The sequence below is a fragment of the Streptomyces sp. NPDC088554 genome, from assembly GCF_044752945.1.
Lineage (GTDB): Bacteria > Actinomycetota > Actinomycetes > Streptomycetales > Streptomycetaceae > Streptomyces.
The window spans coordinates 1-16,398 of record NZ_JBIVMF010000037.1 but is presented as its reverse complement, the minus strand read 5'-3'; the positions used below and the strand labels follow the sequence as shown (position 1 = coordinate 16,398).

The window sequence follows — 16,398 nt, the reverse complement described above, 5'->3', positions numbered from 1 at the left end:
CAATCATTCGCACTACAGGTCGGACAGGTCGGACTGATCGCCCAGCGCGGCCCGTACCAGGTCTGCCACTGCCATCGAGTCGATGGACTCGTCGGATTCCTCGTCGCTCCGGTCCGGGGCGGCCCCGCCCCGCCCGGCCAGCCGGAGCAGTGGTTCCAGCACCCCGATGTCCCGCATCCGGTCGAGTGGTACGGCGGCCAGCAGGGCCCTGATCTCCGCTTCCTCGCCGTCGTCCACGGTGCCGGGGGCCTCGGCGGGGACGAGTTGGCGGAGCACGTGCTCGCCGAGGGCGGTGGGGGTCGGGTGGTCGAAGACGAGCGTCGCGGAGAGCGCCAGACCGGTGGCGGTGTTGAGCTGGTTTCGCAGTTCGACGGCTCCGAGCGAGTCCACTCCGAGGTCGCGGAAGGACCGTTCGGCGCCGACCGCGTCCGTGTCGGGATAGCCCAGCACCTGGGCGGCCCGGGTGCGGACCAGTTCCACAACGGTTTCGAGGCGCCGGTTCGCCGGCAGGGCCGCGAGCTTCTCCCGCAGACCGCCACCGGCCACGCCGTGTTCGGGCGCCGGGACGGTCAGTTCCCGGTATCCGGGGAACTCGCGCAGCAGGGCGCTCGGCCGTCCTGCTCCGAAGGCCCCGGCGAAGCGGTCGAGGGCGACCTCCGCGACGACCGCGGTCGCCTCGCCGCCCGCGACCAGCCGGAACAGCGCCTCGCAGGCGAGTTCGGGGGCCATGGCGCCGACCCCGGCGCGCCGGGCTGCCTCGTCGACGCCCGCGCCTTCGGCCATTCCGCCGCCGCCCCAGGCCCCCCAGGCGATGGAGGTCGCCGCCCTCCCCTGTGCCCGGCGCCGCTCGGCCAGCGCGTCCAGAACCGCGTTGGCCGCCGCGTAGTTGGCCTGGCCGAGGTTGCCGACCGCCGCGGACGCGGAGGAGAACAGCACGAAGGCGGTCAGTTCCCGGTCGCGGGTGAGTTCGTCGAGCAGGAGCGCGGAGGCGACCTTCGAGCGGAACACCGCCTCGAACCGTTCCGGGGTGAGCCGGTCGAGGATTCCGTCGTCGAGGACTCCGGCCGCGTGCACCACACCGGTCAGCGGGTGCTCGGCCGGGATGTCCGCGAGTACGGCGGTCAGCGCGTCCCGGTCGGCGGCATCGCAGGCGACGATCTCGACGCGTGCGCCCAACTCCTCGATTTCTGAACGGAGTTCAGCAGCACCGGGTGCGTCGGGGCCTCGGCGGCCGAGCAGCACCAGATGGTGTGTTCCACTCCGGGCGAGCCTGCGGGCGACATGGGCGCCGAGGGCGCCGGTGCCTCCGGTGATCAGTACGGTGCCGTCCGGGTCCCAGCTGCCGTCCTGCCGCTTGCCGGGCGCCGGGACGAGCCTGCGGGCGAGCAGCGCGGAGGTCCGTACGGCGACCTGGTCCTCGCCGTCGAGCCCCGCGAGCACCGCCGCGAATCCGGTGGCCGTCCGCGCGTCCAGTGTTCCCGGCAGGTCGACCAGTCCGCCCCAGCGCTCCGGGTACTCCAGCGCGGCGACCCGGCCGAGTCCCCAGATCCCTGCCTGGAGCGGGTGGTGCGGTTCGTCCGTGCGGTGGGTGGAGACCGCGCTCCGGGTGACACACCACAACGGCGCGCCGATGCCCGCGTCGCCCAGGGCCTGGAGCAGTACGGCGGTGAGGGCGATGCCCTCGGGCACACTGCCGCCCGCCGTGGTGTCCCGCAGCGCCAGCAGCGATACGACCCCGGTGAACGCGGCCGTGTCCAGGGCGCGCAGCTCCTCGGCCAGCGCGGTCCGGTCCGGGGAGCCGGTCTCCACTCGTACGGTGGTGGTGCCCAGCACGTCGAGCGCGCCGTTCACCCACGGGTCCCCGGCCAGTTCCCGGGGAACGACCGCGAGCCAGGTGCCCGTCAGCGGCTTCCGGTGTGCGGTGGAGCCGCCCGGGAGTGCCTTCCACACGATCCGGTGGCGCCAGCCGTCCATGACCGACTCGTCGTCGAGCCGGCTGCGCCAGTCCAGCAGCGCGGGCAGCACCTTGGACAGGGCGTCGCCCTCGATGTCCAGGGTGGATTCCAGCGAGGTGAAGTCCTCCTGCCGCACCGCGTCCCAGAAGGCGCGGTCGGTCGTGCCCGTGTCCCGGGACGTGTCCGTGGCTCCGGGCATGGCATCGGGCCAGAACCGGCCCCGCTGGAAGGCGTAGGTCGGCAGGTCCACCCGCTGCGCTCCGGTGCCCTCGAAGAACGCGGGCCAGTCCACCCGTACACCTCGTACATGCAGCCGGGTGAGCGCGGTGACCAAGGTGGTTTCCTCGTCCCGGCCCTTGCGCAGCAGTGGTACGGCCAAGGCCGCGGGGTCCAGGGATTCCTGGGCCAGCGCGGAGAGCGCCCCGTCCGGGCCCAGCTCCAGGAAAGTGGTCACACCGCGCTCGGCCATCGCCCGTACGCCGTCCGCGAAGCGGACCACCTCGCTGACGTGCCGTACCCAGTAGTCGGGTGTGCGCAGTGTGTCGCCCGAGGCGGGGGCGCCGGTCAGATGGGACACGACGGTGATCCGGGGCGCGCGGTAGGTCAGTCCTTCCGCCACTGCCCGGAACGCGTCCAGCATCGGCCGCATCAGCGGCGAGTGGAACGCGTGCGACACCCGGAGCCGGGTCGTCTTCCGGCCCTGCTTCTCCAGCCGGGCCGCGACGTCCTGGACAGCGTCCTCCGCACCCGAAATCACCACGGCCGAGGGACCGTTGACGGCGGCGATCGACACGTCACCGGCCAGCAGCGGCAGGACCTCGTCCTCCGTTGCCTGTACAGCGACCATCGCACCGCCACCCGGAAGCGCGGCCATCAGCGACGCCCGCGCGGCCACCAGACGGCACGCGTCCTCCAACGAGAACACCCCCGCCACATGGGCCGCCGCAACCTCACCGATCGAATGACCCGCCACAAAATCCGGGACCACACCCCACGACTCCACCAACCGGAACAGCGCCACCTCCACCGCGAACAACGCGGGCTGAGTGCGTCCCGTGTCGTTCAACAGCTCCGCGTCATCGCCCCACATCACATCACGCAGGGACTCGCCCAATTGCTCCAGTACGGAGTCCAGCGCCGCCGCGAAGACGGGGAACCGCCCGTACAGCTCACGCCCCATCCCCAACCGCTGCGAACCCTGCCCGGAGAACAAGAACGCACTCTTCCCGACCCGTTCCACCCGGTGTTCGACCAGGTCCGGGGTGGTGCCGCCGTCGGCCAGCGCGGCCAGCCCGGACAGCAGTCCGTCGTGTGCGGTGGCGGTCAGGGCGGCCCGGTGCTCGAAGACCGAGCGGGTGGTGGCAAGGGAGAGTGCCAGGTCGGGCAGGGGTGTGTCCGGGTGGGCCGTCATCCGGGTGAGCAGTCGGCGGGCCTGGGCGCGCAGGGCGCTCTGCGACCTGGCGGAGAGCAGGACCGGGAGGGCGTCCGGGTCCCGTACCGGTGTGCCGGGTGTCGCCGGGGCGGGCGGGGCCTGCTCCAGGATGACGTGGGCGTTCGTGCCACTGGCTCCGAACGAGGAGACCGCGGCGCGGCGCGCACGGCCCGTGTCGGGCCAGTCGGTCCGTTCGGTGAGCAGCCGGGCGGCGCCCGCCGTCCAGTCGACGTGTGACGACGGTGTGTCGGCGTACAGCGACTTGGGGAGGGTGCCGTGGCGCATCGCCATGACCATCTTGATGACGCCGCCGACACCCGAAGCGGCTTGTGTGTGACCGATGTTGGTCTTCAGGGAGCCGAGCAGGACCGGCCGTTCGGGGTGCCGGTCCTGGCCGTAGGTGGCCAGGAGCGCCTGTGCCTCGATCGGGTCGCCGAGGCGGGTGCCGGTGCCGTGTGCCTCCACCGCGTCGATGTCGGCGGGGACGAGGCCCGTGTTGGCGAGGGCCTGGCGGATGACGCGCTGCTGGGCGGGTCCGCTGGGGGCGGTCAGGCCGTTGGAGGCGCCGTCCTGGTTGATGGCGGAGCCGCGCAGGACCGCCAGGACGTGGTGGCCGTTGCGATGTGCGTCGGAGAGCCGTTCGACGACGAGCATGCCCACGCCTTCGGACCAGCCGGTGCCGTCGGCCTCTTCGGAGAACGCCTTGCAGCGGCCGTCCGGGGAGAGCGCGCCCTGGGCGCTGAACTCGACGAAGCCCACCGGGGTGGACATCACGGTCACACCGCCCGCCAGCGCGATCGAGCACTCGCCACCGCGCACCGCCTGTGCCGCCAGATGCAGGGCGACCAGCGACGACGAGCAGGCCGTGTCCACGGACACGGTGGGTCCCTGGAGGCCGAAGGAGTAGGCGAGGCGGCCGGAGAGGAGGCTCGCCGACTGGGCGGTCTCCCACTGCCCGGTCTCGGCGGGCGGCCGGTAGTCGCCGCTGCCGCCGCCCACGTACACCCCGGTCGTACTGCCCTTGAGGGTGGCCGCGTCGATGCCCGCGCGTTCCAGCGCCTCCCAGGCGACTTCGAGTACGAGGCGCTGCTGCGGGTCCATGACCAGGGCTTCGCGCGGCGAGATGCCGAAGAGGCCGGGGTCGAAGTCGGCGGCGTCGTAGAGGAATCCGCCGTGGCCGGTGGCGCTGCGTCCGTGTCCGCCCTCGGGCGGGCCCCCGAGCAGGGTGCCGAGGTCCCAGCCCCGGTCCGTGGGGAATTCCCCGACCGCATCGGTCCCGTCGAGGACGAGCTGCCACAGCTCCTCGGGCGAGCCGACCCCGCCGGGGTAGCGGCAGGCCATGCCGACGATCGCGAGGGGATCGTCGTCGGACCGTCCCGCTGCCGCGAGGGGCGCGCCGGTGTCCGGCTCCTCGCCGAGCAGCAAGTTCCTCATCCGGTCGGCGAGTTCGGCGGGGGTGGGGTGGTCGAAGACGAGGGTGGCGGGGAGGCTCAGTCCGGTTGTGGCGGTGAGCTGGTTGCGCAGATCGACGGCGGTGAGCGAGTCGAAGCCGAGGTCCCGGAAGGGCAGGTCGGCTTCGACGGTCCGGGGGTCCGGGTGTCCGAGCACCAGCGCGGCCTTCTCGGCGACCAGTGTGAGCAGTGTGTCCGCCCGTTCGGTCTCGGGCAGTGCGCGCAGTGTCCGCCGGTAGGCGCCCGCGGCCGACTGTTCTTCGGTACGGGCACGGCGCACCGCCTCAATGGCGGTGCGGGCTTCCGGCAGGCCGGCCAGCAGGGTGCTGGGGCGGGTTTCGGTGAAGGCGGGGGCGAAGGTCTCCCAGCGCACATCGGCCACGGTCACGGCGGTCTCGTCGGCGGCGACGGCCCGGCCGAGTGCGGCGAGCGCCGTACCGGGGTCCAGCATCGGCAGCCCGCTCATCCGCAGGTGGGCGGCCGTGCCCCGGTCGACGGTCGCCTCCCAGGCTCCCCAGGCGACGGCGAGTCCGGTGGTTCCCCGGTGGCGGCGGCGCCGCGCGAGGGCGTCGAGGTACGCGCCGATCGCGGCCTCTGTCCGGCGGCCCCGGACACCCCAGACCCCGGCGACGGAACCGAAGAGGACGAACGCGTCGAGCGGCCGGTCCCCGAGAACAGCGTCCAGTTGTACGGGCCCGGCGAGCGCGGCGGTCAGCGCGTCCCGCTCCCGCTCCTGGCCCGTCGCGGTCTCCTCCGCGTGGACGACCGCGCTGAGCGGCGCGTCCTCGGGGATCGTGGCCAGCAGCGCGGTCAGCGCCTCGCGGTCGGACACATCGCAGACAGCGACGGTGACCGTGGCGCCGAGCCGCCGCAGCTCGGCTTCCAGCGCGTCGGTGTTCTCGGCCCGCGAAACATGACGTTCCGTCAGCACGAGGTGGGGCGCGCCCTCTTGGGCCAGCCAGCGGGCGACCCGGCCGCCCATCACGCCCGTACCCCCGACGACGAGGACGGTGCCGGTGGGCCGCCAGGAACCGCCGTCCGGGGAGGCGTCCGGCTGCGTACGCACCAGCCTGCGGCCGAGGGCTCCGGTGGCGCGGACCGCGAGCTGGTCCTCGCCGCTGCCGTGGTGGCCGGTCAGGGCCCCGGCGAAGACGGCGCCCGCGCGGTCGTCCGGTGTGACGGGCAGATCGATCAGCCCGCCCCAGCGCTCCGGGTGCTCCAGCGCGGTGACACGGCCCTCGCCCCAGATGGCGGCCTGTCCGGCGTGCGGCGGCGGCTCGTGGGGGGTGGTGGACACGGCGCCCCGGGTCACACACCACAGCGGTGCGTCGATCCCGGCCGCGTCCAGCGCCCGGAGCAGGGCGTCGGGCCGGGCCGCCTCCGGGGGCAGGCCGTTGACGTCGGCCGGTCCGGTGGCGAGCAGCGAAACGACGGCGGTGTATCCGGCGGCGTCCTCGCGCGGCGCGGCGAGCCGCCGCACCAGGTTGGCGTGGTCGGCCGCGTCGGCCTCCACCCGTACCGCTTCCGCGCCCAGCGCCCCGACCGCGGCCGTGAGCCACGCGGATCCGTCGCCGGACGGCACGATCACCAGCGGGCGGCCGGGTGTGACGGTCCCCGCAGGGGCCGGCAGGGGGGTCCAGGTCTCGCGGTAGAGCCAGTCGGTCCCGTCCGGGCGCTCGTCCGGTACGGCGACGGCGGACTCCGGCGCGGCGGTGAACTCCGGTGCGGCGGCGGGCTCGGGCCAGTACCGCTCGCGCTGGAAGGCGTAGGTCGGCAGTTCGACGCGGCGCGCCCCGGTGGCCTCGAAATACGCCGACCAGCGCGGTCCCGCGCCGTGTGTGTGCAGTGTGGCGAGCGCGCCGGTCAGGGCAGCCTCCTCGCCCTGCCCGGGAAGGAGCCTGAGCAGCGGCACCACCAGGGACGCCGGTTCCGTACCGTCCAGGGCCTGTCCCACCAGGGCGGAGAGCACCGCGTCGGGCCCGAGTTCCACGAAGGTGGTGGCGCCCGCGTCCCGCAGGGTGTGGATGCCGTCGGCGAACCGTACGGCTTCGCGTACATGCCGCACCCAGTACTCCGCCGAGCACACCTCTTCGACCTCGGCGATCCGACCGGTCACGTTCGACACCACGGGGATACGCGGCTCCCCGTACGCCAACTTCTGCGCCACCGAACGGAATGCGCCCAGCATCGGGTCCATCAGCGACGAGTGGAAGGCGTGCGAGACCCGCAGCCGCTTCGTCCGCCGCCCGTCCGCCGCCAGCCTCTCCGCGAGAGCCAGCACAGCACCCTCCGCACCCGAAATCACCACGGAAGAAGGACCGTTGACGGCGGCGATCGACACGTCACCGGCCAGCAGCGGCAGAACCTCATCCTCCGTCGCCTGCACAGCCACCATCGCACCCCCCACCGGAAGCGCGGCCATCAACGACGCCCGCGCGGCCACCAGACGGCACGCGTCCTCCAACGAGAACACCCCCGCCACATGGGCCGCCGCGATCTCACCGATCGAATGACCCGCCACAAAATCCGGGACCACACCCCACGACTCCACCAACCGGAACAGCGCCACCTCCACCGCGAACAACGCGGGCTGAGCAGCCCCCGTACCGTTCAACAGCTCCGCGTCCGGGGTGCCCGGGTCGGCGAACAGCACGTCGCGCAGCGGGAATTCCAGCTCCGTGTCCAGCTGGGCGAGGACCGCGTCCAGCGCTTCGGCGAAGGCGGGGAAGCGGCCGTACAGCTCCCGGCCCATCGCGGCGCGCTGGCTGCCCTGGCCGGGGAAGAGGAAGACCGACCTGCCGGGGGCACGGCCCGCGACCGCGCGCGCCACTTCCCGTACGCCTTCGGGAGCGGCCAGCAGCACCGCCCGGTGCGGGAAGGAGGTGCGGTCGGTGGCGAGCGAGCGGCCGATGTCCAGGGGGGAGAGTTCCGTGCGGTGTGCGGCGAAGGCGGTGAGCTTCTCGATCTGCGCCTGGAGCGCCTCGTGGGTCCGTCCTGAGACGACCCACGGCACAGCGGCCGGGGCGGTGGGGGGCTCCTCGCTCGGTGCGGGGGCCGCCGGCGCCTGCTCGACGATGACATGCGCGTTCGTACCGCTCACACCGAAGGCCGACACCCCGGCGCGGCGAGGGTGTCCGGTTCCCGGCCAGGTCACGGCCTCGCGCAGCAGTGACACGGCCCCGGAGGACCAGTCGACGTGTGCCGAGGGGGCGTCGATGTGGAGGGACCGGGGGAGGATGCCGTGGCGCATGGCCAGCAGCATCTTGATGACCCCGGCGACACCGGCCGCGGCCTGGGTGTGGCCGATGTTGGACTTGATCGTGCCGAGCAGCAGCGGGTGTTCGCGGTCCATACCGTACGTGGCGAGCAGGGCCTGCGCCTCGATCGGGTCGCCGAGTGTGGTCCCCGTGCCGTGTGCCTCGACCGCGTCCACGTCCGACGCGGACAGTCCGGCGTTGGCGAGGGCCTGACGGATCACCCGTTGCTGGGAGGGGCCGTTGGGCGCGGTGAGGCCGTTGGACGCGCCGTCCTGGTTGACGGCTGTGGCGCGGATGATGCCGTGAACCTCGTGTCCGTTGCGTACGGCGTCGGAGAGCCGTTCCAGCACCAGGATGCCGACACCTTCTGACCAGGCCGTGCCGTCCGCGCTGTCGGAGAACGCCTTGCAGCGGCCGTCCGGGGCGAGGCCGCCCTGTCGGGAGAACTCGACGAAGGAGTCCGGGCTCGACATCACGGACACACCGCCCGTGATCACCAGCGAGCACTCCCCCGCGGCCAGTGCCTTGCCCGCCCAGTCCAGCGCGACCAGCGAGGACGAGCAGGCGGTGTCGACCGTAACCGCCGGGCCCTCCAGGCCGAGTGCGTAGGAGAGCCGGCCCGACATCACACTCGCCGTGTTGCCGGTGGCGACATAGCCCTGGACATCGGAGGCCGACCGGCGCAGCAGGGTCGGATAGTCCTGGCCGTTGGTGCCGATGAAGACGCCGGTGGTGGAGCCGCGCAGGGTGGACGGGTCGATACCGGCGCGCTCCAGCGCCTCCCAGGTGGTCTCCAGCAGCAGCCGCTGCTGGGGGTCCATGGCCAGTGCCTCGCGCGGTGAGATACCGAAGAAACGGGCGTCGAAGTCGGCGACCGAGGTGAGGAATCCGCCTTCGAGGGTGTCGGAGGCGCCCGCACCGAGTGTGGTGATGTCCCAGCCCCGGTCGGCGGGGAAGGCGGAGATGCCGTCCGTGCCTTCGTCGAGGAATCGCCACAGTTCGTCGGGGGAGGTGACTCCCCCGGGGAAGCGGCAGCCGATGCCGACGACGGCGATCGGGTCGTTGTCGGATGTGTGGCCCACCGGTACGGGGGCCGTGGCGGCGGGGAGCGAGCCGAGCAGTTCGGCCAGGAGGTGGTCCGCCAGCGCGTTCGGGGTCGGCAGGTCGTAGACGAGCGACGCGGGGAGCCGCAGACCGGTGACGGCGGCGAGGGTGTTGCGGAGTTCGAGTGTGGTCAGGGAGTCGAATCCGAGGTCGCGGAAGGCCCGGTCGTCCTCGATGTCCCCGGCGTCGGTGTGTCCGAGGACCGCAGCGATCTGGGAGCGCAGCAACTCCCTTACGTGTCCTGCCTGTTCGTTCTCGGGCAGGGCCGCGAGCCGCTGTCGGAGCGCGGGTTCGCCGGTCTCCTCGGCGGGTGCGGACCGTCGCACCTCGGGCAGTTCTCCGATGAGCGGCAGGGGGCGGGTCGCGGCGAACGCGCGCTGGAAGCGGGTCCAGTCGATGTCGGCGACGGCAACGGCCGTGTCGTCATACGCGATGGCGCGCAGCAGCGCCTGGACGGCCGGTTCGGGTGCCAGCGGTTCGAATCCGCCGCGTCGTACCCGGCTCTCGATCCCGGCGTCGCCCGCGACCATACCGGATCCCGCCCACGGGCCCCAGGCGACGGAGAGCGCGGTCAGTCCGTGGGCCCTGCGGTGTTCGGCAAGGGCGTCCAAGTAGGCGTTGGCGGCTGCGTAGTTGCCCTGTCCGGCGGCGCCGAAGACACCTGCGGTGGAGGAGAACAGGACGAACGCCGACAGGTCGAGGCCGGCGGTCAGCTCGTGCAGATGACGGGCCGGGGCCGCCTTGGCGCGCAGCACGGAGGCGAAGGAGTCCGGCGTCAGGGCGTCCACGACGCTGTCCTCGACCACGCCCGCCGTGTGGATCACGGCGGTGAGCGGTGCGTCCTCGGGGATGGCGGCGAGTACGGCCGCCAGCGCGTCGCGGTCCGCGGCGTCGCAGGCCGTGATGGTGACCCGCGCGCCGAGTGCGCCGAGTTCGTCGCGGAGTTCACCCGCGCCGGGGGCGTCCTCACCGCGTCGGCTGATGAGCAGCAGGTGTGCGGCTCCGGCGCGGGCGAGCCCGCGGGCGACATGGCCGCCGAGGCCGCCGGTGCCGCCGGTGATCAGGACGGTGCCGTTCGGTGTCCGGCCGCCGGGGGCCGCGCTCCGTCCGATGGGGCTGTGGACGAGGCGGCGTACGAAGACTCCGGAGGCGCGTACGGCGACCGCGTCCTCGCCGTCCGCTGCGACCAGGACGGTACGCAGCCGGTGGGCGGCCCGGTCGTCGATGCGGTCGGGCAGATCCACCGAGCCGCCCCAGCGGCCCGGCTGTTCCAGCGCGACGACCCGGCCGAGGCCCCACACGGCGGCCTGCTCCGGATCGGTGACCTTCTCGGAACGGCCCACCGCGACCGCGCCCCGGGTGACACTCCACAGCGGGGCGTCGATCCCGGCGTCGCCGAGCGCCTGGACCGCGACCGCCGTCAGGAGGGCGGCGGGCTCCCCCGAGCCGCCCGCGAAGGCCGACCCGCCCTCAAGAGCAGAGCCGTCCGCGAGGGCGAGAAGCGACAGGACCCCGGTGAACTCACTTCCTTCGGTAAGGAGTTGACGCAGCCGGGCGGCGAGGCCGGCCCGGTCGGTGTCCGCGACCTCGACGGTGACGGTCGGTGTGCCGAGGGCGGCGACGACCTCGGCGGCCCACGCGGTGTGTTCCGTACGCGCGGGGAGGAGCACCAGCCGGGTTCCGGTGAGCGCGTCCGGCGCGGCGGGGCCGGTGTGCGGCTTCCAGGTGACGCGGTAGCGCCAGGCGTCGACGGCGGACTGCTCGCCCCTGCGGCGGCGCCACGCGGTGAGCGCGGGCACCATGGCGCCCACCGTGGAGTCGTCCAGGCCGAGCGAGGCGGCCAGCGAGGTGACGTCGTCGCGCTCCACCGCCGCCCAGAACTCGGCGTCCACCGAGTTCTCGGCCAGGGGTTCGGCGGTGGCGTCGGGGGTCTCGGGCCAGTACCGGCGGCGCTGGAAGGCGTAGGTCGGCAGCTCGACGCGGTGGGCTCCGGAGCCCGCGAAGAACGCCGCCCAGTCCACCTCGGTCCCGTGGGCGTGTGCGCCGGCCAGCGCCGTGGTCAGCGCCCGTACCTCGGGGCGGTCGCCGCGCAGCGCCGGGAGCAACGCGGTGTGCGGCGCGTCCGTCAGGCTCTCGCGTGCCAGTGCGCAGAGCACCCCGTCGGGTCCGAGTTCCAGGAAGGTGTGGACGCCGCCGTGTGCGGAGAGCCAGCCGATCCCGTCGGCGAAGCGGACCGCCTCGCGCACGTGCCGGACCCAGTACTCCGGGGAGCACACCTGGTCCGTGGTGGCGAGTGTGCCGGTGCCGTTGGAGACGAGCGGGATCAGCGGCGGATGGTAGGTGAGGGAGCGCGCGACGGCGGCGAAGTCGTCGAGCATGGCGTCCATGAGCGGCGAGTGGAAGGCATGACTCACCCGCAGTCTCTTCGTCCGGCGCCCCGCGGCGGCGAGTTCCGCCGCGATGGCGAGCACGCCGTCCTCCGCACCTGAAATCACCACCGCCGAAGGCCCGTTGACGGCGGCGATCGATACATCACCGGCCAGCAGCGGCCGTACCTCGTCCTCGGTTGCCTGTACGGCGACCATCGCACCGCCCTCGGGCAGCGCCTGCATCAGCCTGCCGCGCGCCGCCACCAGGGCGCAGGCGTCGTCCAGGGAGAACACACCCCCGATGTGTGCGGCGGCGAGCTCCCCGATGGAGTGTCCGGCCAGGTAGTCGGGGGTGACGCCCCAGGACTCGATGAGCCGGAACAGGGCGACCTCGACGGCGAACAGCGCGGGCTGCGCGTACTCCGTCCGGTCGAGCAGAGCGGCCTCGGGCGAGCCCTCGGCGCTGAACACGAGGTCGCGCAGCGGCCGGGGCAGCACCCGGTCGACCCGGGCCAGTACGGCGTCGAGCGCGTCGGCGAACGCCGGGAACCGCTCGTACAGTTCACGTCCCATGCCGGGGTGCTGGCTGCCCTGGCCGCTGAACAGGAACGCCGTACGGCCACGGCCCGTACCGCCCTGGATCACGCCGGGGCCCGGCACTCCGTCGCGCAGCGCGAGCAGTCCGCGCAGGAGTTCGTCGCGGTCCGTGGCGACCACTGCGGCCCGGCGCTCCAACCGCGCACGGGAAGTGGCCAGCGAGAACGCCAGATCGTCGAGGCGCGTCCCGGGCCGCTCCTCGACCAGGGACAGCAGCCGTCCCGCCTGGGCCCGCAGCGCGGCCTCGCCCCGGCCGGACACCAGCACGGGTACAACGCCGGGGGGCGCCCACGTCACAGCGGGCTCCTGCGCCGGGTCCGGCTCGGGTGCCTGCTCCAGGATGGTGTGCGCGTTGGTGCCACTGAGCCCGAACGAGGAAACGGCGCCCCGGCGCGGGCGGCCGGTCTCCGGCCAGCGGGTCTGCTCGGTGAGCAGCCCGATCGCGCCCGAGGCCCAGTCCACGTGTGACGACGGGCTGTCGATGTGCAGGGTCTTCGCCGCGATGCCCTGCTGGAGCGCGTGGACCATCTTGATGACACTGGCGACGCCGGAGGCCATCTGGGTGTGCCCGATGTTGGACTTCACCGAGCCGAGCAGCAGCGGACTCGCCGGGTCCCGGTCCTGCCCGTACGTGGTCAGCAGGGCCTGTGCCTCGATGGGGTCGCCGAGCGCGGTGCCCGTGCCGTGGCCCTCGATGACATCGATCTCGCCGGGGGTCAGTCCCGCGTTGTCGAGCGCGGCGCGGATCACACGCTGCTGGGAGGGGCCGTTGGGGGCGGTCAGACCATTGGACGCGCCGTCCTGGTTGACGGCGGAGCCGCGTACCACCGCGAGGACCTGATGGCCCTGGCGCCGTGCCTCGGAGAGGCGTTCCAGCAGGACGAGCCCGACGCCCTCCGCGAGGGTCATCCCGTCGGCGGCCTCGGCGTACGCCTTGCAGCGGCCGTCCACCGCGAGCGCCCGCTGCCTGCTGAAGCCGACGAACGCACTGGGGGTGGACATGATGCTGACACCGCCCGCGAGCGCGAGGGTGCTCTCGCCGTTGCGCAGCGACTGGCAGGCCAGATGCAGTGCGACGAGCGAGGACGAGCAGGCGGTGTCGAGGGTGACCGCCGGACCCTCGAATCCGAAGAGGTACGAGACCCGCCCGGACAGCACACTGGAGAGTGTGCCGGTGATCATGTGACCCTCGGAGCCCTCCGCCGCGCCCGGCACACTGGACGCGTAGTCCTGGTAGCTGGCGCCGATGAAGGTGCCGGTCGGGCTGGAGCGCCGGGAGACCGGGTCGATGCCGGCGTGCTCGAAGGCTTCCCAGGCCGTCTCCAGCAGCAGCCGCTGCTGGGGGTCCATCGACACGGCCTCGCGCGGCGAGATCCCGAAGAACCCGGGGTCGAAGTCGCCGACGTCGCGCAGGAATCCGCCCTGCACGGAGTAGGTACGGCCCTGTCGGTCGGGGTCCGGGTCGTACAGTTCCTCGGCGTCCCAGCCACGGTCGGCGGGGAAGGCCGAGATGGCGTCGCCGCCGTCCAGGACGAGTTTCCACAGGTCGTCCGGTGAGCTGATGCCGCCGGGATAACGGCAGCTCATCCCGATGATGGCGATCGGATCGTCGTCGGCGGCGGTCCGCACGCCGGTGGACGGTGTGCCGGTGGCGGGCCGTGCGCCTGCCAGTTCCGACTTCAGGAAACCCGCGAGCGCGGCCGGGTTCGGGTAGTCGAAGACCATGGTCGTCGGCAGGGTGAGCCCGGTGACCGAGGCGAGACGGTTGCGCAGCCCGACCGCAGTGAGCGAGTCGAACCCGACGTCGCGGAAGGCACGTTGGTCGGGCAGCGCCTCGGCGGAGGTGAGGCCCAGCACCGCCATGGCCTCGGTACGGACCGTCTCCAACAGCAGCCGCTCCCCCTCGGCGGCGGTCAGCATACGCAGTCGTGCGGTGAACTCGCCTTCCACGACGGTCCTGTTGGCCTGTTGCGCGGCTTCGGTGAGCCTCAACACCTCGGGGACTTGGGTGAAGAGAGGAGTGGGCCGGCTCGATGTGAAGACGGGGTAGTAGGTGTCCCAGTCGATATCGGCGACCGCGATGACGGTCTCGTCGTCGTCCAGAGCCCGCTTCAGTCCGGCCAGTGCGAGCTGCGGTGCCATGAACTCCAGGCCACTGCGGCGGATCAGCTGCGGGTCGACCCGGCCGAGCTTGATGTCGTCGGCCCAGATGCCCCAGGAGAGGGACACCGTACGCCGCCCACGCGCCCTGCGGTGGGCGGCGAGCGCGGCCAGATAGGCGTTGCCCGCCACATAGGCGGCGTGGGCGCCGCTGCCCCACATCCCCGCCGTGGACGAGTAGAGGATCAGGTCGTCCAGGTCGTCGTTGTCGAACAGCTCGTCCAGGACCTGGGCGCCCACCACCTTCGCGTGGGACACCCGGGCGAAGGCGTCAAGTGTGGTCTCGTCGAGTGACGCCAGCTCGATGAGAGCGGCGGTGTGGACGACGGTACGTACCGTACGGCCTTCGGCCTTGAGTCCGGCCAGCAGCACGGCCAGCGCGTCCCGGTCGGTCACATCGCACGCGGCGACCATGACCTCCGTACCCAACTCCGCCAACTCCGCGACGAGTTCCACCGCCCCGGGCGCCTCCCCACCCCGACGACTGACCAATACCACATGCTCCGCCCCCTGCCCCGCCAACCAACGGGCCAGATGAGGCGCGAGCGTCCCCGAACCCCCGGTCACCAGCGTGGTGCCACGCGGCCTCCAGTCACGGGCCGGACGGCGCTCATCCGTGGCACCCGCCCGGACGATCCGCCGGGCGAAAACCCCCGAGGACCGAACCGCCAGCTGATCCTCCTCCCCCAGACCACCCGCCAGAACCGACACCAGCCGACCCGCACCCCGCCGATCCAGCACCCCCGGCAGATCAACCACACCACCCCACCGCTGCGGATGCTCCAACGCCACCGTCCACCCCACACCCGCCACCTGCGCCTGCACCGGACTCAACACCACATCCGAACGCCCCGTCGACACCGCACCACACGTCAGGAACCACAACCGCGCACCAACCCCGGCATCCCCCAACGCCTGCACCAACGACACCGACAACGCCAGCCCCAACGAAAGCCCCGGATACCGCTCCCCCACCCCCTCAGCACCAGCCAGCACCGACACCACACCCACCACCCCGCCACAACCCACAAGCCGCCCGGCCAACACCCCCCGGTCGACACACGACTCGTCCAGCACCAACCGCCGCACCTCAGCACCCGCACCACCCAGCACACCAGCCACCTCGGCATCATCGACCCCCTCGGCCGACACCAGCAGCCACACACCGGACAACACCCCCCGCGGCACCGCCCCCACCGGAGACCACACCACCCGATACCGCCACGCATCCACCACCGACCGCTCCCGACGCGACCTCCGCCACGACGACAACCCCGGCAACACCGCCGCCACCGAACCCTCGTCCACACCCAACACCGACACCAGAGCCGACACATCCCCCGACTCCACCACCGACCAGAACTCGGCATCCACCGGATCGGCAGCCACACCCGGCTCCGCCACCGGCGCCACCGCCCACAGCCGTTCACGCTGGAAGGCGTAAGTGGGCAGGTCGACCCGCCGCGCACCCGTCCCCGCGAACACCCCGGCCCAGTCGACCCCCACACCCCGGACGAACACCTCGCCCGCCGACAACAGGACCCGGTCCATACCACCCTGGTCCCGGCGCAACGTACCCACCGCGACAGCCGGTTCAGGGGACGCGTCGATCATGTCCTGTACGGACATCGTCAGCACGGGATGCGAGCTGACCTCGACAAACGCACCATGACCCGACCCCAGCAGATCACGGACCGCATCCGCGAACAGCACCCGCTGCCGCAGATTACGGAACCAGTACCCCGCATCCATCCGAGCCGTATCCAGCCAGCCACCCGTCACCGTCGAAAAGAACGGAACCTTCGACGCACCAGGACACACCGGACCAAGCACATCCAACAGCTCGTCCCGCAAACCCTCCACCTGCACCGAATGCGACGCATAATCCACCGCGACACGACGAACCCGCACACCCCCGGCCGTCAGCTCCGCGAAAAGCTCATCCATCGCTTCGAGTTCACCGGAAACGACCACCGAACGGGGCCCGTTGACCGCCGCGACCGACACCCGGTCCGGCCACACCACCAGCCTGGCTTCCAACTCCTCCACCGGCAGCGCCACCGACATCATCCC

At 72.5% G+C, this 16,398-nt stretch carries 1 protein-coding gene; it reads right to left on the bottom strand.

The window, feature by feature from the left end; genetic code table 11:
- Window positions 1–12: 12 nt before the first annotated feature.
- Window positions 13–16,398, bottom strand: a 16,386-nt coding sequence (locus ACIP8W_RS29180) for a type I polyketide synthase (RefSeq protein ID WP_402205356.1), incomplete at its 5' end; no start/stop codon positions are given.